At 71.7% G+C, this 17446-nt stretch carries 21 protein-coding genes; 4 read left to right on the top strand and 17 right to left on the bottom strand.

The window, feature by feature from the left end:
• Positions 1–436: 436 nt before the first annotated feature.
• The 3 genes from AB0G17_RS22170 to AB0G17_RS22160 all read right to left on the bottom strand — a co-directional run bounded on the left by AB0G17_RS22170 (position 437) and on the right by AB0G17_RS22160 (position 3529).
• A complete protein-coding gene (locus AB0G17_RS22170; protein WP_361385327.1) occupies positions 437–1759 on the bottom strand; it encodes a GNAT family N-acetyltransferase in 1323 nt (440 codons plus the stop codon).
• Between the two features lie 123 nt (positions 1760–1882).
• Complete coding sequence (locus tag AB0G17_RS22165) at positions 1883–2848, bottom strand: asparaginase (protein ID WP_361385323.1); 966 nt, start codon at positions 2846–2848, stop codon at positions 1883–1885.
• 72 nt (positions 2849–2920) lie between these two features.
• The gene (locus AB0G17_RS22160) at positions 2921–3529 is read right to left on the bottom strand and encodes an ABC transporter substrate-binding protein (protein ID WP_361385320.1); all 609 of its coding nucleotides are present in this window, start codon (positions 3527–3529) and stop codon (positions 2921–2923) included.
• Positions 3530–3671: 142 nt separating this feature from the next.
• Here AB0G17_RS22160 and dtd point away from each other — a divergent pair, with 142 nt between their 5' ends.
• A complete protein-coding gene (dtd, locus tag AB0G17_RS22155) occupies positions 3672–4097 on the top strand; it encodes a D-aminoacyl-tRNA deacylase (protein WP_361385317.1) in 426 nt (141 codons plus the stop codon).
• An 18-nt stretch (positions 4098–4115) separates the two neighbouring features.
• Here the strand turns inward: dtd and AB0G17_RS22150 are convergent, their stop codons facing one another.
• The 6 genes from AB0G17_RS22150 to AB0G17_RS22125 form a co-directional block, all read right to left on the bottom strand.
• Positions 4116–5081: a folate-binding protein gene (locus tag AB0G17_RS22150; RefSeq protein WP_361385314.1), complete on the bottom strand. Its 966-nt coding sequence runs from the start codon at positions 5079–5081 to the stop codon at positions 4116–4118.
• Positions 5082–5091: 10 nt separating this feature from the next.
• A complete protein-coding gene (locus AB0G17_RS22145; protein WP_361385311.1) occupies positions 5092–5589 on the bottom strand; it encodes a transcriptional repressor in 498 nt (165 codons plus the stop codon).
• Between the two features lie 89 nt (positions 5590–5678).
• Entirely contained in the window at positions 5679–6251 is a 573-nt protein-coding gene (locus AB0G17_RS22140) for an FABP family protein (RefSeq protein WP_361385308.1), read from the bottom strand.
• 196 nt (positions 6252–6447) lie between these two features.
• The gene (locus AB0G17_RS22135) at positions 6448–7467 is read right to left on the bottom strand and encodes a hypothetical protein (protein WP_361385305.1); all 1020 of its coding nucleotides are present in this window, start codon (positions 7465–7467) and stop codon (positions 6448–6450) included.
• A complete protein-coding gene (locus AB0G17_RS22130) occupies positions 7464–8288 on the bottom strand; it encodes a hypothetical protein (protein WP_361385302.1) in 825 nt (274 codons plus the stop codon). Before AB0G17_RS22130 ends, AB0G17_RS22135 begins: the two co-directional genes overlap by 4 nt.
• Positions 8285–8929 (bottom strand): hypothetical protein, encoded by a 645-nt coding sequence (locus tag AB0G17_RS22125; RefSeq protein WP_361385299.1) that lies wholly within the window; start codon positions 8927–8929, stop codon positions 8285–8287. Before AB0G17_RS22125 ends, AB0G17_RS22130 begins: the two co-directional genes overlap by 4 nt.
• A gap of 242 nt (positions 8930–9171) precedes the next feature.
• On the opposite strand from AB0G17_RS22125, the gene AB0G17_RS22120 reads away from it, so the two are divergent.
• On the top strand, positions 9172–9537 hold the full coding sequence (locus AB0G17_RS22120) for a DsrE family protein (RefSeq protein ID WP_361385296.1): 366 nt from the start codon (positions 9172–9174) through the stop codon (positions 9535–9537).
• 61 nt (positions 9538–9598) lie between these two features.
• Here AB0G17_RS22120 and AB0G17_RS22115 read toward each other — a convergent pair whose 3' ends face one another.
• From AB0G17_RS22115 to AB0G17_RS22080, 8 genes are all read right to left on the bottom strand, one after another.
• Positions 9599–9856: a DUF3099 domain-containing protein gene (locus AB0G17_RS22115; protein ID WP_361385293.1), complete on the bottom strand. Its 258-nt coding sequence runs from the start codon at positions 9854–9856 to the stop codon at positions 9599–9601.
• A gap of 118 nt (positions 9857–9974) precedes the next feature.
• Positions 9975–10262, bottom strand: coding sequence for a DUF1416 domain-containing protein (locus tag AB0G17_RS22110; protein ID WP_010985465.1), 288 nt, complete (start codon positions 10260–10262; stop codon positions 9975–9977).
• A 35-nt stretch (positions 10263–10297) separates the two neighbouring features.
• Complete coding sequence (locus tag AB0G17_RS22105) at positions 10298–11143, bottom strand: sulfurtransferase (RefSeq protein WP_361385290.1); 846 nt, start codon at positions 11141–11143, stop codon at positions 10298–10300.
• A 174-nt stretch (positions 11144–11317) separates the two neighbouring features.
• The gene (locus tag AB0G17_RS22100) at positions 11318–11398 is read right to left on the bottom strand and encodes a putative leader peptide (RefSeq protein ID WP_359104787.1); all 81 of its coding nucleotides are present in this window, start codon (positions 11396–11398) and stop codon (positions 11318–11320) included.
• A gap of 325 nt (positions 11399–11723) precedes the next feature.
• Positions 11724–12473, bottom strand: a complete 750-nt coding sequence (locus AB0G17_RS22095; RefSeq protein ID WP_361385287.1) for a DUF2993 domain-containing protein — start codon at positions 12471–12473, stop codon at positions 11724–11726.
• Between the two features lie 54 nt (positions 12474–12527).
• Positions 12528–13898, bottom strand: coding sequence for a hypothetical protein (locus AB0G17_RS22090; RefSeq protein ID WP_361385284.1), 1371 nt, complete (start codon positions 13896–13898; stop codon positions 12528–12530).
• Between the two features lie 10 nt (positions 13899–13908).
• Positions 13909–14163, bottom strand: a complete 255-nt coding sequence (locus tag AB0G17_RS22085) for a MoaD/ThiS family protein (RefSeq protein WP_283142830.1) — start codon at positions 14161–14163, stop codon at positions 13909–13911.
• A 33-nt stretch (positions 14164–14196) separates the two neighbouring features.
• Complete coding sequence (locus tag AB0G17_RS22080; RefSeq protein ID WP_361385280.1) at positions 14197–15003, bottom strand: alpha/beta fold hydrolase; 807 nt, start codon at positions 15001–15003, stop codon at positions 14197–14199.
• A gap of 233 nt (positions 15004–15236) precedes the next feature.
• Here AB0G17_RS22080 and AB0G17_RS22075 point away from each other — a divergent pair, with 233 nt between their 5' ends.
• Both AB0G17_RS22075 and AB0G17_RS22070 read left to right on the top strand, forming a co-directional pair.
• The gene (locus AB0G17_RS22075) at positions 15237–16049 is read left to right on the top strand and encodes a response regulator transcription factor (RefSeq protein WP_361385277.1); all 813 of its coding nucleotides are present in this window, start codon (positions 15237–15239) and stop codon (positions 16047–16049) included.
• A gap of 24 nt (positions 16050–16073) precedes the next feature.
• Positions 16074–17096, top strand: a complete 1023-nt coding sequence (locus AB0G17_RS22070; RefSeq protein WP_361385274.1) for a LacI family DNA-binding transcriptional regulator — start codon at positions 16074–16076, stop codon at positions 17094–17096.
• Positions 17097–17446 lie beyond the last annotated feature (350 nt).

Genomic DNA, 17446 nt, shown 5'->3' with positions numbered 1-17446 from the left:
AGTCAACTAGACCAATCTGTACGGTCATTGACACAAGGAGGTGGCTAGATGCCTCGCAAAACCGCCCGGACTGAACGACCCACTCCCCTCTTCGCCCTCGCTCTCGCCGTCGCCGCCGTCGGTTCCGAGCAGGTCGTTCAGTGGCTGCTCGGCGCGATGGGGCTAGTGGGATTCCTCGTGCTGAGCATTGGATCCCATGCGAGAAACCAGAGGTGGCTCGACTGGGGCGCTCTGATACTGGCCGTATCGGTGACGCGGGTGGGACTCGATTGAGTCCCACCCGGACGGCCCTCGGAACGGGACTAGGGCCTAGCGCCCAAGGTCGAGGCCACCGCCGCCCTGTGGCACCTCAGGTTCCGAAGTCACCACCGGAAACTACAACTCCTGGAGGCTCCAGGGGAGTTGGGAGCAGATGAAATGCGAGTTCGACACGCCCTCAGAACATGTCCGGGCACCAAGCCCGGCGCGGCGTCCGCAAGAGGGCGTCCGCCCGTGCCGCTGCCCCCGCCGTCTCCTCGTCGGCCAGGCCCAGCGCGGCCAGTCGTACCGCCGACTCGTCGCCCAGATACAGCGTCCCCAACTCCCGTACGTCCAGAACGAGATCGGCCCGCTCCGTGGTCGGCGTGCACGTCGCGCCCGACCGGTCCGCGTCGAGGCGGTAGCGGCCCGACGACAGGCCCGACGCGTCCTTGACGTCCAGGACCAGGGTGCCCGAAGTCGCGTACGTACGAGCCTCCAGCGCCCGTACGACATCCAGCACCCGCAGCCACAGGAAGTCCGCGTGCGTCACCATCCGGGCCGCGCGCGGGTCCGGGAGGAGCAGCGGGAGCAGGTCGTCGGGGGCGCGGTAGCCGGTGCGGACCTTCGTTATCCAGTCGACCGAGCAGACGAAGTGCCACAGCGCGCGCTCGGCGGCCGGGTTCAGCCCCAGCAGCTCGCGTACCTTCGCCGTGTTCAGCGGCTGCTTGGCGTCCGTCCACGTCTCGTCCGCGTGGTAGGCCGCCAGGCCCTCCACCTCGCCCGCCGCCGAGCGGTACACCGCCCAGAACGGCTCCGTCCAGGGGTGGTCGTCGCGCCGGGCCGCCCCCGTCTCCAGGTCCCACCGGCGCGCGCTCCGGCTCACCGCGCCCGGCTGAGCGGCCCGGAAGCGCTCGAAGAGCTCGGGGCCCAGCTTGCGTACGTCCTCGGAGTCGGCCAGCTCGATGCGGCCGCCGTCCTCGGGGCCCGACCAGCGCGGGTCCAGGCCCGACCGGGCGGTGTCGACCTCCCACTCGGCGGTCCAGGTGGCGGGGCCGAATCCGTACCGCCCGTAGATCGGGTACTCGGCGGCGATCAGCGTCGCCGCCACCTCGCCGCGCTCCTTCGCCGCCGCCAGGTCGTTCGCCATCATCCGGCTGAGCAGACCGCGCCTGCGGTGGGTCGGGGAGACCGTGACGTTGGTGACCGCGCTGGTGGGGATGGCGGCACCGCCCACCACGGTCAGCTCCTGCGCGAACGAGCGGAAGGTCGCCACACACCGGCCGCTGTCGAACACGCCCTGCGTACGCGCCAGATCGCTGTTGGCGAGACGGGCCGCCAGGTCGTTCTCGCTCACCACCGGCGGCCGCAGGAAGCCGATGTTGACGGCCTTGAGCCAGTCGCCGAACTCGGCTTCGGAGACCGTACGGAGGTCGAGGGAGGCGGTGGTGGAGAGGGCGGGGGTGGCGGGCGCGTCGGTGGCGGGCGAGTTGGCGGCGGCGTCTCGGCGGCTCGGGCTCATACCCGCCACGCTAGGCACGCCCCCGCCCGGCTGTCGCCCGAATTTCCCCGGCGCCCCGTACCCCGGCCGCCCGATGCCCGGCCCCCCTCCGGACGGCTCCCGGCTCCCCGACGCCCCGGACCCTCAGAACGCCGCCCGGACCTCGCCCACCCGCTCGGCCCCGCCCAGCAGCGGCGCGCTCCCGATGCGGTCGACCACCGGGGCGTCCACGCCGAGCAGGCGCAGGGCGCGGGCCAGGACCGGGCCGAGGGCGCGCGCGGCGCCGTCGTCGACCTTGAAGGCGAGCGCGCGGCCGTCCGGCAGCGCCACCGCCTGCACCGCCTCCGCACCCATCTTCGACAGCACCCCGGGCACCTCGCGCATCAGCCAGGTGTCGGGGCGGCGGGTGCCCGCCACGTACTCGGGGTGCGCCCGCATCGCGTCCGCCACCCGGCGCTCCGGCGTGCCGGGCTCGGCGAGCACGAACGTACGGAACGCGCGGGCCAGCCCCGTCAGGCTGATCGCCATCAGCGGCGCCCCGCAGCCGTCCGTGCCGACCGTCGCCACCGGCTCGCCCGCCGCCGCCTCGACGCCGTCGTGCACCAGCCGCTGGAGCGGGTGGGCCGGGGCCAGGTAGGTGGCCTCGTCCCATCCGTTGAGGCGGCAGGCGGCGAGCATGGCGGCGTGCTTGCCGGAGCAGTTCATGGTGACCCGCTCGCGGACGTGGCCCGCCGCCAGGTATGTCTCGGCCTCGGTGGGGTCGAGCGGCAGGTCGGGCGGGGTCTGGAGGTCGTCCGGGGTCAGCCCGTGCTCGGCGAGCATCTTGCGGACGAGGTCGAGGTGGAAGCCCTCGCCGGAGTGGCTGGCGGCGGCGAGCGCGAGCCGCTCCCCGGAGAGGTCGAGGCCGGCCCGCAGCACGGCGGCGGCCTGCATGGGCTTGTTGCTGGAGCGCGGGAAGACGGGCGCCGCCGGGTCGCCGAGCGCGAGCTCCACGCTGCCGTCGGCCGCCAGCACCACCAGCGAGCCCCGGTGATGGCCCTCGACGAAACCGGAACGTACGACTTCGGCGAGGACCGGGGGTATGACGGTGTCGGGGGTCATGGCGGTCATGGCGGGGCCTTCCAGGCGTGGACCCGCCTCATGACCTTCGATTCAATGGCCGATCGGCGGCCGAATCCGGAGTCAGATGAGCAGGTCGTCTACTTGTGCTTCGCCTTCACGGTACCTGCGGGCGATCTCCGCGCTGCAATCGTCGGCCGTCCGCTGGAGATGCTGGCGGCGCCGCGAGACCTGCTGCTCGTAGCGGATCAGCCGCCCCATGGCGGTGTGCAGCTCGTCGTCCGTACGGGCGTCGAGGTCGGAGAGCTGGACCTCCGCGTCCATCTCCGCCGCCAGCCGCCGGTACTCGGCGCTGCGCGGCGTGGAGAGCGTGACGTGGCGGGCGGAGGCGCGGTGCGAGGAGGGCGCGTCCGCCAGGATCTCGGAGAGCCGCTCCACGACGGGGGTGTGCGGCCCGGTGCGCCGGGCCAGCTCGGCCCGCAGGATGTCGATGCGGCCGTGCAGCAGCCGCCGTACATAGCTGAGGTCGGCCTCGTCGCTCTGCGACTGGCGCCGCAGCGCCCGCAGCTCCGGCAGTCTCAGGGCGGCCAGGTCGTGGCCCTTCGGTACGGGCAGATGGTCACCGGCACGCTGGACGGGCGGCCGCGAGACGGCCGCCCGCGCGGCCGACGGGCTCGTCCGGTTCAGCGAAACGGGGCCGGGCGACTGCTGCCCGGCGCCAGGAGTGCTCATGTGCATTACCGTCCCCTCGACCGGTGCGGGATAGGGCGCACCGCCTGTCAGCATCGTGCCACTCCCAGTGGTGCATATGCAGACACACACCACCCGTTCGGCCCCTGATCGTCCGGATTGGTGCGTGGAATAGGTTGGTCCCATGCGAGCGGTGGTACAGCGGGTCGACGGCGCGAGCGTCGTCGTGGCGGGCGAGACGGTCGGCGAGATCACGGGCGAGGGCCTGTGCGTCCTGGTCGGGGTCACCCACGGGGACACCGCCGAGAAGGCGGCGCAGCTGGCCAGGAAGCTGTGGTCGGTGCGGATCCTGGAGGGCGAGAAGTCCTGCTCGGACGTGAACGCGCCGCTCATGGTGATCTCCCAGTTCACCCTTTACGGCGACGCCCGCAAGGGCCGCCGCCCCACCTGGAACGCGGCCGCCCCCGGCGAGGTGGCCGAGCCCCTGGTGGACGAGGTGGTGGCGCGCCTGCGCGAGCTGGGCGCGACGGTCGAGACGGGCCGCTTCGGCGCGGACATGCGGGTGTCGCTGACCAACCACGGCCCGTTCACGGTGCTGGTGGAGGTGTAGGAGCCCGGGCCCGGGGCGCTACGGCTCGACCACGACCTCCTGGGCCGCGGCCGTCTCTCCGGCCAGCAGTTCCGCGTCCACCGCCACGTTCCGCTTCACCAGCGCCAGCGCGATCGGCCCCAGCTCGTGGTGGCGGGCCGACGTCGTGATGAAGCCGATCTGGCGGCCCTCGTCGCCGTCCGCGGCCACCCGCAGCGGGGTCCCGTGCGGCGGCAGCAGCACCTCGCTGCCGTCCAGGTGCAGGAAGACCAGCCGGCGCGGCGGCTTCCCCAGGTTGTGGACACGCGCGACGGTCTCCTGGCCCCGGTAGCAGCCCTTCTGGAGGTGCACGGCGGTGCCGATCCAGCCCAGCTCGTGCGGGATGGTGCGGTGGTCGGTCTCCAGGCCGAGCCGCGGCCGGTGCGCCTCCACCCGCAGTGCCTCGTACGCCAGGATCCCGATCGCGGGCCCGTGCGCGGCGGCGAACGGCTCCAGCTCCTCGCGCGGCAGGAACAGGTCCCGCCCGTGCGGAGCCTCCCGTACGACCGCGCCCGACGGCACCTGCGCGATCGATCCGGCGGGCAGGTGCACCACCGCGAAGTCCGCGGTCCGGTCGGCGACCTCGACGCGGTAGAAGAACTTCATCGACTCCAGGTAGGCGATGAGCTCGCCCTGCGTACCGGGCTCGACGTGCGCCCACACCGTCGTACCGTCGTCGACCAGGTAGAGCGCGTGCTCGATGTGTCCGTGCGCGGAGAGGATCAGCGCCTCGGTGGCGACGCCGGGCCGCAGGTCGGTGACGTGCTGGGTCAGCAGCAGGTGCAGCCAGCTGAGCCGGTCGTCGCCGGTGACGGTGACGACGCCGCGGTGCGAGAGGTCGACGAAGCCGGTGCCGTCGGCGAGGGCACGCTGCTCACGGAACAGGTCGCCGTAGTGCGCGGCGACACCTTCGTCGGGCCCCTCGGCGGGGACGGCGCCGGGCAGGGACAGCAGAGGGCTCTTCATGGCAGCAAGCCTACGACGGGCCACCTGAGGCGTTGCCGGAGGCGGTGGTTGGGGGGTTGCCCGAGGCGGTGGTCGAGGCATCGGCCGAGGCGTTCTTGGCGCACTTCTCGCACTGGCCGAAGATCGCGAAGTGCTTCATGTCCGTCGTGAAGCCGAACGTCGAGCAGAGCTTGGCGGTGAACTCCGCCGCCACGTCCACATCCGCCTCGATCACCGACGTACAGTCCCGGCAGACCAGGTGGATGTGGTGATGGCGGTCCGCCAGGTGATACGTCGGGGCGCCGTGGCCCAGATGGGCGTGCGAGACCAGACCCAGCTCCTCCAGGAGCTCCAGGGTCCGGTACACGGTGGAGATGTTCACGCCGCCCGCCGTCTTCCTCACCTCGGTGAGGATGTCGTCGGGCGTCGCGTGTTCCAGTACGTCGACGGCCTCCAGCACGAGCTGGCGCTGGGGGGTCAGCCGGTACCCGCGCTTGCGGAGGTCGCTCTGCCAGTCGGTGGTCACCACACGCCCAGTGTAGGGACCGCCCGACTGTTGGCCGTGTGAAGATTTCCCGCCGACGGTTTCCCGGCCGACGGTTTCCCGGCCGACGGTTTCTACTTGAAGAAGGCGATGCCGTCGTCCGGCAGGTCACCCAGGCCCCGGGCCATGGCCGCGACCTCCTCGGGCGAGACGACCTTCTTGAGGTGGGCGGACATGTACGGCCGCAGCTCCACCTCGGGGGTCGCCTTCTCGCCGACCCACATGAGGTCGCTCTTCACGTACCCGTACAGACGCTTTCCGCCGGTGTACGGGCCGGAGGCGGCGGTGCGCGCCACGGCGTCCGTCACCAGGTCGATCTGCGGCTTCTGGTCGGCGAGCTCGCCGTACCAGATCTCGACGACGCCCTGGTCACGGACCATGACGACCTCGACCTTGCGGTCCTTGTCGATGCGCCAGAAACCGGACTCGGTCTCCAGCGGCTTCACCTTGTTGCCCTCGGCGTCGAGGATCCAGGAGTGCGACACGTACTCCAGGAAGTCCCGGCCGTCGTGGCTGAAGGTGACGGACTGGCCGAAATTGGCCTTCTCGGCGCCCGGGAAGTCGGTCACGCCCGCGCCCTCCCAGGTACCCAGGAGGAAGGCGAGGGGGACGAGGTCCGGGTTCAGGTCGGACGGGATCTCGATCATGAGGCTTCGATCAGTCTTTCGTTACGTCTGCGGCTGGGGCGCGGTTCAGCGCTGGCCCTGGTACAGCTTCTTCACGGCCAGAGCGGCGAAGGCGAGGACACCGACGCAGACCAGGACCAGCAGGGTTTCGAAGAAAGCCTCAAGCACGGGGTGCTCCTCGGATGAGCGTGTGGGCAGTAAAGGGCCGTACCCCAGCCTAGCCGAGCAGCTCGTTCTGGAGCACGACGGTCTGCTCGAAGGGGACGGCGGAGGTGGTACCGGCGCGGGACTGGACGACGACGGCGAGGACGTCGCCGGCCAGGACGTACGCCTGCCGCACCTGCTCCGGCCCGTACGGCTTCACCTCGTTGTACGGGTACCGCGAGGTCCCCTCGACCTGGGCCTCCATCGGGAAGGACTGGTCCAGCTCCGCGTAGTGGGCGCCGAGCAGCGGGTGGTACGGCGTGCTGTAGCGGGTGACGTCCTTGGACTGCACCCTTTCGGCCAGCGCGTGGGTGTCGAACTGGAGCAGGAAGATCCGGCTCCGGGTTCCGTCGGGCATCGTCCAGCCCCGGGCCGCGATGTGCCGCAGCCCGTTGTCCACGAGCGACTGGCCGAAGACGGCCCGGTCCTCCTTCTCGTACTGCGCGAGGAACACGGAGGTCGCCAGCCAGCCGTCGTCGCCCTTCAGCGACGCGTCGGGCCTGGCCCCCTCGGGCGCGGGCAGCAGCAGGGCGCGCAGGTCGGCGTAGTGGTTCTGCGCGGTGTTGGCGGCCGCGAGCGGGCGGGGCGCGCCCGGGGGCAGCGGCGGCAGCGCGATCGCGGGGTACCGCCAGCGCCCGTCCGACTCGGTGGCGAGCCCCGGAAGGTCGGTACGGGTGCGGTCCACGACGGCGTACGCGGTGCCGGCGCCGACGCAGAGGAAGGCGAGGGCGGCGGCGGTCCACCGGAGGACGGCAGGGACGCGGGTGCGGCGCCGGGGCGGGGGGAGGGGAGGCTCTTCGGCTGTGGGGTGCGGCTGTTCGTCGCTCACCGGGTTCGGCTGATCGTCGGTCGCGGGCTGCTCGGCGGTCGCGGGCTGCGGCTGTTCGTCGAGTATCGGGTTGCGCTGCTCGTCGATCACCGGCTTCGGCTGATCATCCGTCGCGGACTGCTCGCTGGGGATGGGGTGCTCGTCGGTCGTGAGCCGCGGCTGCTCGTCGGTCACCGGCTGCGGCTCTGTGCTCGGCTCGGTCACACCGACTCCCCGGGGTGGCCGATCCGGTCCAGCTGCGCGCTCAGGAGCAGGGCGACGCCCTTCGCGTTCAGCGGCTTGGGTCCCTCCGCGACGACGCTCACCAGGATCTCGCCCCGGTAGGCCGAACAGGTCATCATGTCGAGCTTCTCGTCCTTCTCGTCGGGACCCAGGAAGCACCGGGCGTCCTTGTGGCCCTTGACCTCGGGGCCCTTGCGCAGGAAGTCCACGGAGTCGAAGAGCGTGGTCTGGAACTCGAAGAGTTCGCGTACGGCCCGGGTGTTCTCCATCCGGGAGAGCACGATCTCGACCGTGAACGCGGACTCGGCGGAGACCGTGGAGATGGGCGCGTCGCCGGTGCTGACGTAGCTGCGCATCGCCATGCCCTTGATGTGCTCCCTGTCGATCTCCCGCTCCACCTTCCGCCGCTGGGCGGACGGCAGGGTGCGCAGGGAGTCCTTGCGGAGCGCCACCGCCTGGGCGCCGGTCAGATCGGCCTCGGCGCCGAAGCCTTCGATGTCGGGGCCGCGGCTGTACCCGTCGGTGCCGAGCGGTACGAGCATCCGCCCGAGCTCCGAGGGGGCCTTCCCGGTCCCCGTTCCCGGCGCCCCTGCCGCTGCCCCTGCCCCTGCCGCCGTCTTGTCGGCGTCGGCCTTCTGGCTGCTCGGCGGGAGGACCCAGTCCGGGGCGCCGGGCGCGCGGTCGGCCCGGTCCACGACGACGGCGGTGGTACCCACACCGCCCGCGACCACCGCGAACAGCACCCCGCCCACGGCGAGGGCGACGCCCCGCCGTCTTCCGCTGCTCCTCTTGAGCCCGCTCACATCCGCTCCCACTGCCGCTGTGCCAGGTCCAGCGCCTTCTGCGCCGCGATCGGCTCGTCGCTGTCGAGCCACAGCTCCATCAGGACGGACCCGCGCCGGGCGAAGGCCTCCGCCCGGTGGTGGCCGCCGGAGTCGAGGGCGCCGCCGGTGTAGACGCGGCCGGTGCCGGAGCCAGGGACGGCCGTGCTGTGGCCGCTCTCCTCGCCCGCCCACTTCTCGGCGCTGTCCAGGGCGTCCTGCGACGCGACCGCGCGCTCGTCCCGGAACTGGATGAGCCGGATCCGTACGCCCAGGCTCCCCTCGCGCCAGTCCGCCACGGCGGCACGCCGGAACTCCTCGCTCACCAGCTGGCGGAAGGCCCCGGCCGGTCTGGTGAAGCTCTCCGCGTACTCGGACATGGACAGCCAGCCGTCGTGGCCCGCCGGATACTCGGCGTCCGACGCCCCGGCGGGCCGCTTCAGCAGCATGTCCCGCAGATCGCCGTCCGACCTGGCCTTGCGGTCCTGCGCGGCGGAGAGCGGCGCCGGCGCCTTGCCCTTCGCCTGCGCGACCACCGGCTGCGAGAGCGGCGGCAGCGGGGTCGGCGCGCGGCCCGCCTGAACGATGTAGCCCGCGCAGAGCCCGGCCACGAGGCCCAGCACCGCGCCCCCCGCGATCAGCAGCGGCGTACGCCCCCGCCGCCGCGCGGCCGGTGCCGCCTGCGCGGCATCCCCTGTCGTATCGGACGTATCCGATGCAGTCGACGCATCCGATGTGTCCGACGTGTCAAACGTGTCCAAGAGGGTCCCCCCACGAGACCTCGGAACGGGCCCGATCACCCGTGCACAGAACTGACCATCCGCCTGCGGGTGGGGTTGTGCGGGTGCGCATTACAGTTCGGCATATGGCGAAGAAGCTCGTACTCAAGGTGACCGCCGGGGCCGACGCCCCCGAGCGGTGTTCGCAGGCCTTCACCGTGGCGGCGGTCGCCGTCGCCAGCGGGATCGAGGTCTCGCTCTGGCTGACCGGCGAGTCGTCGTGGTTCGCGCTCCCGGGCCGCGCCGCCGAGTTCGAGCTGCCGCACGCGGCCCCGCTGCCGGACCTGATCGGCGGAATCCTGGCGGGTGGCGGCACCATCACGGTGTGCACGCAGTGCGCGGCCCGGCGCGACATCACCGAGACGGACCTCATCGAGGGCGCGCGGATCGCGGGGGCGCAGGTGTTCGTCCAGGAGGCGATGGCGGAGGAGACGCAGGCGCTCGTGTACTGACGGCTACAGGCGCTCGTGTACTGACGGCTACAGACGGCGCCGGGCGCCCATGAGTACTACGTCAGTACTTCTTCTTGCCGTCCAGCTCGTCCCACCACTCGTCGGACTTCGGGTCCCCGGACGGGTCGTCCCACCAGCGGTCGTCCGGGCCGCGCCGGTTCGCCACCATCGCCGCGACCGGCGGGATCACCATCGCGACCACGCACATGGCGACCGCGGCCGGGACCGACCACAGCCGCACGAAGCCCCAGGCGGACACGAACAGGAACAGGCATCCGCCCATCATCCAGAAGTACTCGCGCCGGCGACGGGCCAACATGAGTCCAGCGTACGACCGCGGCGGGCGGCCGGAAACGGCACGGAGGACCGCACCCGGTCCAGGTAAGCGTCCAACCCCCTGGGGTGCGGCCCTCCGGCCGGTACATCGGTGCCCGCCGTCAGACGGCGATGGCGACCTCGGCGAGTCCGCCGGTCTGCGCCACGACCGTGCGGTCCGCGGTCGCGCCGGGCACCAGGGCCCGCACGGTCCACGTGCCCTCGGCCGCGTAGAAGCGGAACTGGCCGGTCGCCGAGGTCGGGACCTCGGCGGTGAACTCGCCGGTCGAGTCCAGGAGGCGGACGTAGCCGACCACCGGCTCGCCGTCCTTCGTCACCTGGCCCTGGATCGTGGTCTCACCGGGCTTGATCGTCGAGGCGTCGGGGCCGCCTGCCTTCGCTCCACACATGTTCGTCTCCAGATACCTTCGGTACAGCCGGGCGGTTACTTGTTGGCGCCGAGCTCGATCGGCACGCCGACGAGGGAGCCGTACTCGGTCCACGAGCCGTCGTAGTTCTTGACGTTCTCGACGCCGAGCAGCTCGTGCAGCACGAACCACGTCAGGGCCGAGCGCTCGCCGATGCGGCAGTACGCGATGGTGTCCTTGGCCAGGTCGACCTGCTCCGCCGCGTAGAGCTCCTTGAGGGCGTCGTCCGACTTGAAGGTGCCGTCGTCGTTGGCGTTCTTCGACCACGGGATGTTGCGCGCGGACGGGACGTGGCCCGGGCGCTGCGACTGCTCCTGCGGAAGGTGGGCCGGGGCGAGCAGCTTGCCGCTGAACTCGTCGGGGGAGCGCACGTCGACTAGGTTCTGCGCGCCGATGGCCGCCACCACGTCGTCGCGGAAGGCACGGATCGCGGTGTTCTGCGGCTTGGCCTTGTACTGGGTGGCCGGGCGGGCGGGCACCTGCGAGCCGTCGACCAGGTCGCGCGAGTCGAGCTCCCACTTCTTGCGGCCGCCGTCGAGGAGCTTGACGCTGTCGTGGCCGTAGAGCTTGAAGTACCAGTAGGCGTACGAGGCGAACCAGTTGTTGTTGCCGCCGTAGAGGACGACGGTCGTGTCGTTCGCGATGCCCTTGGCCGACAGGAGCTTCTCGAAGCCCTCCTGGTCGACGAAGTCACGGCGGACCGGGTCCTGGAGGTCCTTGGTCCAGTCGATCCGGATCGCGTTCTTGATGTGGTTCTTCTCGTACGCCGAGGTGTCTTCGTCGACCTCGACGATGGCGACCTTGGGGTCGTCGATGTGGGCCTCGACCCAGTCGGCGTCGACCAGGACGTCGCTGCGGCTCATGCGGTTCTCCTCCGGGGCAGGTGCGGCGGGTGCTGCGGGGTGCGGGTGCGTACGCCGCGCGAGCGGGCGCGGCGTGGCTTCGGCACGGGGGGTGGCCCTGAATCCTGGATACGGTTCAACGGGCCCGGGGAACACGGGAGTTGCCGTCTCTTCGCAGAGAGGGGCGGGTCCCGCTCAGACGTGGCGACAGAGCATGGCGGCGACGCGGCACAGGTCGACTGCCCGCCGCTTCGTGAGATCCGCCTGTCGCTTCATGGCACCGATCGTAGGGACGGATCGGCGGCCATGTCACCGGTGTGTCGTATTTTGAGACACGATCATCCGGATGGTGGGACGGAAAGCCTCCCGGGCCGTCTCCCGCCGTCGCGGGGATGCCCTCACCCGGGGGACCATCTACCTACCGGACATCCCTGTCTCACGATCCGGCTATCGAGACCTCTCGGGCCGCGCCCCGTCCCGCTCAGGGGCGCGGGGCTGTGTCGTTGTGCGGCTCCGCCGCGATGGGGGTCCCCCTGTTCGAGCGAAGCCGAGAACTTGGGGGAGCGAGCAGCCCACCGTCCGCAGCCGAAAGCCGGCGGGCTCATCCCGCCAGGGAAACGTTGCTCCCGGTCCCCGAGAACCGCAGCCCGTCCTGCACCGCCGTCACCTTGTCCAGCTTGATGCCCCTCGGCAGCCCGTCGATCTTCAGGTCGTAGTCGACGGCCTTGCGCAGCTTCTCGTCGAAGCCGGGCACCGGCAGCTTCGGCAGCTGCTCGGAGCGGACCTTGACGGTCGCGCCGCCGTCCGTCGTGACCGTGCTGTACGTGCTGACCGTGCGCCCGGCGAGGAGCACCTTGAGGCTCGCGGGGACCTGGACGCCCGCGCCCTCCAGCAGCGCGGTGAGCTGCCCGGTCACCTGGACCTGACCCTTGGCGGCCCGCTCGGGCCCGGCGTAGCCGACCGTCGCCCCCTTGGGCGCGGACTTCGTCAGATCGGCGTAGGAGATACGGGCCGAGCCGTCCGCCCGGGCCGCCGTGGCGGACGAGTAGCTGCTGTTGACCTTCACGTCGTGCAGCTTGGCGCGGACTTCGGTGACGTTGACGGAGTGGCCGTCGGCCGTGGCGGTGACGCCGCCCAGCTTCACGTCGACCTCGTCGAACTCCTTGCCCAGTGCCTGGGTGAGGAAGGGGAAGCCGTTGATCGAGACGTCAGGGGTCTCCCGCAGCCCCTGACTGCTCTTGATCTTGTCGGCCACCTTGGACTCGACGACGTTCACCGCGATGCGGTCCGCGGCGACGAAGAGGCCGCCGAGAACCACCGCGACGATGAGCCATATCCGAAGTGCGCGCATTGCGTACGAGTCCCCCCACGTTGGTCGTTGACGCTGCGAGCCTAACTCCCGCAATTACCCGATCACTCGACCGATCAGATACAAAGCGGGAACAGCCGCGGTGAGCGGCAGCGCCACTCCGGCCGTCATGTGGACGAAACGCGACGGGTAGTCATAGCTGGCCACCCGCAGCCCGATCAGCGCGCACACCCCGGCGGCGAGCCCGAGCAGCGCGCCCGAGGCACCCACGTCCGTCAGCTGTCCGGCGACGATTCCCGCGCCCGCGGCCGCGAGCAGCGCGACCACGACGGAGACCGGCCCCGGCAGCGGCAGCGCGCGGGCCGGGACGGCGACGGCCACCGCGGCCGCGCCCACCGCCACCGCGTGCGGGATCGCCGCGAGGTATCCGGCGGCCAGGATCGCGAGCGCCGCCGAGGCCACGGTCGCCATCAGGCCGTACATCCGCTCGTCCGGGTCCGCGTGGCTGCGCAGCTGGAGGACGAGGGTGAGCAGCACCCACACCCCGAGTGTGCCCAGGATCGCCGCGGGCGCGTGCTCGTCGCCGACGGCGAGCAGCGCCGCGTCCGCGACCAGACCGCCCAGGAAGGCGAGCGCGATGCCCTGCCGGGCGGGCCACATCCCGTTGAGCCGGAACCAGCCCGCGGCCGTGACGGCCTGGAGCAGCACCAGCGGCACCACCAGCGCGTACTGCCCTATGCCGGACGCGGCCGCGAGCAGCAGGCCGAGGACGGCGGTGAGCGCGGCGGGCTGCATCCCCGGCGCGATGATGGGCGAGCGCCCCTCGGCGCGGGCCCGCTGGGCGTCGGTGATCCGGGTGTTGCCGACGGTGGTGGGCGGGCTGTACGCGGGGGCGTCGTCCTGCGCGGGCGGCACGGGCGCGGCGGGCGGCTCGTACGCCGGTGTCTGCGTCTCCGGGGGCAGCGGCACGGAGCCGGTCTGCGGCGGCAGGTACTCGGTGTCGGCGGCGGGCTGCGCGTACGCCTGCGCGTACTGCTCCTGCACGGGCTGCTCCTGCACGGGCTGCTGCACCGGCTGCTGCATCGGCTGCCGGTCCTGCTGCTGCGCGGCCTGCGGCTGGACCGTGGGCTGGTACTGGGTGTCCCAGGTCTGGCCCTCCCACGTCTGCGTGTACTGCTGCTGCTCCTGGTACGACGGGTCGTGCGGGAACTGCTGCTGCGCGGGCTGCGCGGGGGGCTGCGCGGGCTGCTGCTGGACCGGCTGCCCGTACTGGTCGTACTGCTGTGGCTGCTGGTGCTGGTCCTGCTGCTGGTACGCGTCGTACTGCTGCTGGTCGTACTGCTGCTGATGATGATGCTGCTGCTGCTGAACCGGCTGCCCGTACTGGTCGTACTGCTCGTACTGGTCGTACTGGTCGAACCGCGGATACCGCTCGTCGTACGGATTCGGGTACTGCTGATCGCTCATGACGTGGGGGTCACCCTCCTGCGAACGGCGGGAGCACCTCGACCGTGCCGCCCTCGGCAAGCCGTACGGTCTCATGCTCGCGCGTCCCGACGGGGTCACCGTCGACCAGGAACGAGCACCTGAGCAGTACGCGCGTGAGCTCGCCGGGGTGGCGCTCGCGCACCGCGTCGAGCGCCTCGGCCAGCGTGGCCGCCGCGTACGGCTCCTCGGCCACACCGGCGGCGGACTTGGCCGCGGCCCAGAAGCGGATGGTTCCCGCTGCCATGGCGACCCTCCTTTCGTCGTCCCCCATGATGGGCTACGCCACCGACAGCCACTGCGCGATCCGGCGGAGCAACGCCTCGCCGGCCGCGTTCTCCGCGTGCCCCATGCCCTCCTCCAGCCACAGCTGCGCAGGTCCGGCGGCCGCCAGCATCCTGGGGTGGTCGAGCGGGAAGTACGGGTCGCGGTCGCCGTGGACGATCAGCAGCGGGGTCGGCGCGATCAGCGGGACCGCCTCGACCGGCGAGAGCGGCACCGGGCACCACTGCCTGGAGTCGATCCGGGTGGCGAAGCCGAGCCGGCCGACCAGGCGCCCGGCGGGCCGGGTCACCAGCCAGTGCAGCCTGCGCATGGGGGCCGTCCCCCGGTAGTACCAACGGGCAGGCGCACTGACGGAGACGACCGCGTCCGTGCGCGCCCCGGTGAGCCCCTTGTGCATCGCCGCATGCCGCAGGACCACGGAGCCGCCCATCGAGAAGCCGACGGTGACCACGCGCGCGTAGCCGAGTGATCTCGCCCACTCCACGGCCGCCGCCAGGTCGAGCACCTCGCGGTCGCCGACGGTGGAGCGCCCGCCGGAGTTGCCGTGGCCCCGGAAGGAGAACGTGACCACGCCCGCGTACTGGGCGAACACCCCCGCCGCCCGCCGCACCGCCGGGCGGGCCGCGGACCCCGTGAAACCGTGCGCGACCACGATCGCGGTGTCCGTCGCGGGGCCCGTACAGGGGTCGTGCAGGGCCTCGACGGCCACGCCGTCCGAGGTGCGAAGAGTTGCGCGCCGCGGTCCCCTAGTGATCGAGGAAACATCCACAGTGTGAAATCGACCCTCTGCCCCGGAACTCATGTGGGCTATTCTGCTGGGCAGAGGATCCGGGCAGCGCAGCCCCCGGGTCCTTTTGCGTTTCCTGATCGTTGTTACGAGCAGGTGAACAAAGGCTCTCAGGGCGCGGGAGCCTGGTACCGCAAGCAGTGCCGTAAACGTCCTCGCAGGGACCGAGGAGGAACCGACGTTATGGGCGAGCAGACCGTGCACGATCCGAAGAAACCGACGACGAGCCCCATGGCAGGTGGTGGGCGATGAGCTCTCTGCTGCTCCTCACCAATGCCCTCCAGCCGTCCACGGAGGTGCTTCCGGCGCTCGGCCTGCTGCTGCACAACGTGCGGGTGGCTCCCGCCGAGGGCCCGGCCCTGGTGGACACCCCCGGCGCGGACGTGATCCTCGTCGACGGCCGCCGCGACCTGCCGCAGGTCCGCTCGCTCTGCCAGCTGCTGCGCTCCACCGGCCCCGGCTGTCCGCTGATCCTGGTGGTCACCGAGGGCGGTCTGGCCGCCGTCACCGCCGACTGGGGCATCGACGACGTCCTCCTGGACACCGCGGGCCCCGCGGAGGTCGAGGCGCGGCTGCGGCTCGCGATGGGCCGCCAGCAGATCACCTCCGACGACTCCCCCATGGAGATCCGCAACGGCGACCTCTCCGTGGACGAGGCGACGTACAGCGCGAAGCTCAAGGGCCGGGTCCTCGACCTGACCTTCAAGGAGTTCGAGCTCCTGAAGTACCTCGCCCAGCACCCCGGCCGGGTCTTCACGCGCGCGCAGCTGCTCCAGGAGGTCTGGGGGTACGACTACTTCGGCGGTACGCGGACGGTCGACGTCCACGTACGGCGGCTGCGGGCCAAGCTCGGCCCCGAGCACGAGTCGCTGATCGGCACCGTCCGGAATGTCGGGTACCGGTTCGTCACCCCCGAGAAGGTCGAGCGGGCGGCCGAAGAGGCCAAGGCGAAGTCGGCGGCGGAAGCCAAGGCCAAGGCTGCCGCGGAATCCGTGGCCTCCACACCGGTCCCGGCCGTCGCGGAGCCGGAGGAAGCCTCCGTACGCCCTGCCCAGAGGTAGGTCACCCCGCGTAGACTCCCGCTCGTGGCCAAGGTGACGCGGGATGATGTGGCGAGACTGGCGGGTACGTCGACCGCGGTCGTCAGCTATGTCATCAACAACGGACCGAGGCCGGTCGCCCCGGCCACGCGCGAGCGGGTACTCGCCGCGATCAAGGAGCTGGGCTACCGGCCCGACCGGGTCGCCCAGGCGATGGCCTCGCGGCGCACGGACCTCATAGGCATGATCGTCCCGGACGCGCGCCAGCCGTTCTTCGCGGAGATGGCGCACGCGGTGGAGCAGGCCGCGGCCGAGCGCGGGAAAATGGTCCTGGTCGGCAACTCCGACTATCTGGACGACCGCGAGGTCCACTATCTGCGGGCGTTCCTCGGCATGCGGGTCGCCGGTCTGATCCTGGTCAGCCAGGGTCCCAGCGAGCGCGCGGCGGCCGAGATCGACGCGTGGGACGCGCGCGTGGTGCTCCTCCACGAACGGCCGGAGGCGATCGACGACGTGGCGGTCGTCACGGACGACATCGGCGGGGCGCAGCTGGCCACCCGCCATTTGCTGGAACACGGCCACGCGTACGTGGCGTGCCTCGGCGGGGTCGAGTCGACCCCGGCGGTCGGCGACCCGGTGGCCGACCATGTGGAGGGCTGGCGGCGGGCGATGCTGGAGTCCGGCCGGCCGACGGAAGGGCGCCTGTTCCAGGCCCCGTACAACCGTTATGACGCGTACCGGGTCGCCCTGGACATCCTGTCCGGCCCCGAGCGCCCCCCGGCCATCTTCTGCTCGACGGACGACCAGGCGATCGGCGTCCTGCGCGCGGCGCGGGAGCTTCGTATCGACGTTCCGGGGGAGCTGGCGGTGGCGGGCTTCGACGACGTGAAGGAGGCCGGCCTCACGGACCCGCCCCTCACGACGGTCGCCTCCGACCGCCCCGCGATGGCCCGCGCGGCGGTGGACCTGGTCCTGGACGACGCGCTCCGCGTCGCGGGCTCGCGCCGCGAACGCCTGAAGCAGTTCCCGTCCCGCCTGGTGATCCGCCGCTCCTGCGGTTGCGGGTAGCCCGGCCTTTGTCTGCGGCTGAGTGGCCGGTTACCCGCGCCCCCTCTTCGGCCCAGCCGTCGTCTGCGGCTGAGTGGCCGGTTACTCGCGCCCACGCGGCGGAGCCGCACATGTCACAGCCCCGCGCTCCTAAACCCGCCTTTGTCTGCGGGCCGGTGGGGGCTGGTCGCGCAGTTCCCCGCGCCCCTAGGTAATCGCCCGCAGCCGGAGAACCCAGCTCAGCCACAGACTTCCAGGGGCGCGGGGAACTGCGCGAGCAACCCACCACCGGCCCGCAGGTGAAAGACGACCCTCGCCTTCAGGGGCGCGGGGAACTGCGCGACCAGCCACCCACGGCCCGCGGACGAAGG

Source organism: Streptomyces sp. NPDC023838 (genome assembly GCF_040639555.1).
In the GTDB taxonomy this organism is placed as follows: Bacteria; Actinomycetota; Actinomycetes; order Streptomycetales; family Streptomycetaceae; genus Streptomyces.
Note: the sequence above shows the minus strand (reverse complement) of the source record. Positions and strands in the feature narration are given on the sequence as shown.

Bases quoted from the DNA above. Each gene is read 5' to 3' on its own strand.
- AB0G17_RS22160 (WP_361385320.1), bottom strand. From the start codon at position 3,529: ATGAGCACTCCTGGCGCCGGGCAGCAGTCGCCCGGCCCCGTTTCGCTG.
- AB0G17_RS22170 (WP_361385327.1), bottom strand. From the start codon at position 1,759: ATGAGCCCGAGCCGCCGAGACGCCGCCGCCAACTCGCCCGCCACCGAC.
- AB0G17_RS22120 (WP_361385296.1), top strand. From the start codon at position 9,172: ATGGCGAAGAAGCTCGTACTCAAGGTGACCGCCGGGGCCGACGCCCCC.
- AB0G17_RS22095 (WP_361385287.1), bottom strand. From the start codon at position 12,473: ATGCGCGCACTTCGGATATGGCTCATCGTCGCGGTGGTTCTCGGCGGC.
- AB0G17_RS22115 (WP_361385293.1), bottom strand. From the start codon at position 9,856: ATGTTGGCCCGTCGCCGGCGCGAGTACTTCTGGATGATGGGCGGATGC.
- AB0G17_RS22080 (WP_361385280.1), bottom strand. From the start codon at position 15,003: ATGAGTTCCGGGGCAGAGGGTCGATTTCACACTGTGGATGTTTCCTCG.
- AB0G17_RS22090 (WP_361385284.1), bottom strand. From the start codon at position 13,898: ATGAGCGATCAGCAGTACCCGAATCCGTACGACGAGCGGTATCCGCGG.
- AB0G17_RS22150 (WP_361385314.1), bottom strand. From the start codon at position 5,081: ATGAAGAGCCCTCTGCTGTCCCTGCCCGGCGCCGTCCCCGCCGAGGGG.
- AB0G17_RS22075 (WP_361385277.1), top strand. From the start codon at position 15,237: ATGAGCTCTCTGCTGCTCCTCACCAATGCCCTCCAGCCGTCCACGGAG.
- AB0G17_RS22105 (WP_361385290.1), bottom strand. From the start codon at position 11,143: ATGAGCCGCAGCGACGTCCTGGTCGACGCCGACTGGGTCGAGGCCCAC.
- dtd (WP_361385317.1), top strand. From the start codon at position 3,672: ATGCGAGCGGTGGTACAGCGGGTCGACGGCGCGAGCGTCGTCGTGGCG.
- AB0G17_RS22140 (WP_361385308.1), bottom strand. From the start codon at position 6,251: ATGATCGAGATCCCGTCCGACCTGAACCCGGACCTCGTCCCCCTCGCC.
- AB0G17_RS22085 (WP_283142830.1), bottom strand. From the start codon at position 14,163: ATGGCAGCGGGAACCATCCGCTTCTGGGCCGCGGCCAAGTCCGCCGCC.
- AB0G17_RS22100 (WP_359104787.1), bottom strand. From the start codon at position 11,398: ATGAAGCGACAGGCGGATCTCACGAAGCGGCGGGCAGTCGACCTGTGC.
- AB0G17_RS22110 (WP_010985465.1), bottom strand. From the start codon at position 10,262: ATGTGTGGAGCGAAGGCAGGCGGCCCCGACGCCTCGACGATCAAGCCC.
- AB0G17_RS22165 (WP_361385323.1), bottom strand. From the start codon at position 2,848: ATGACCGCCATGACCCCCGACACCGTCATACCCCCGGTCCTCGCCGAA.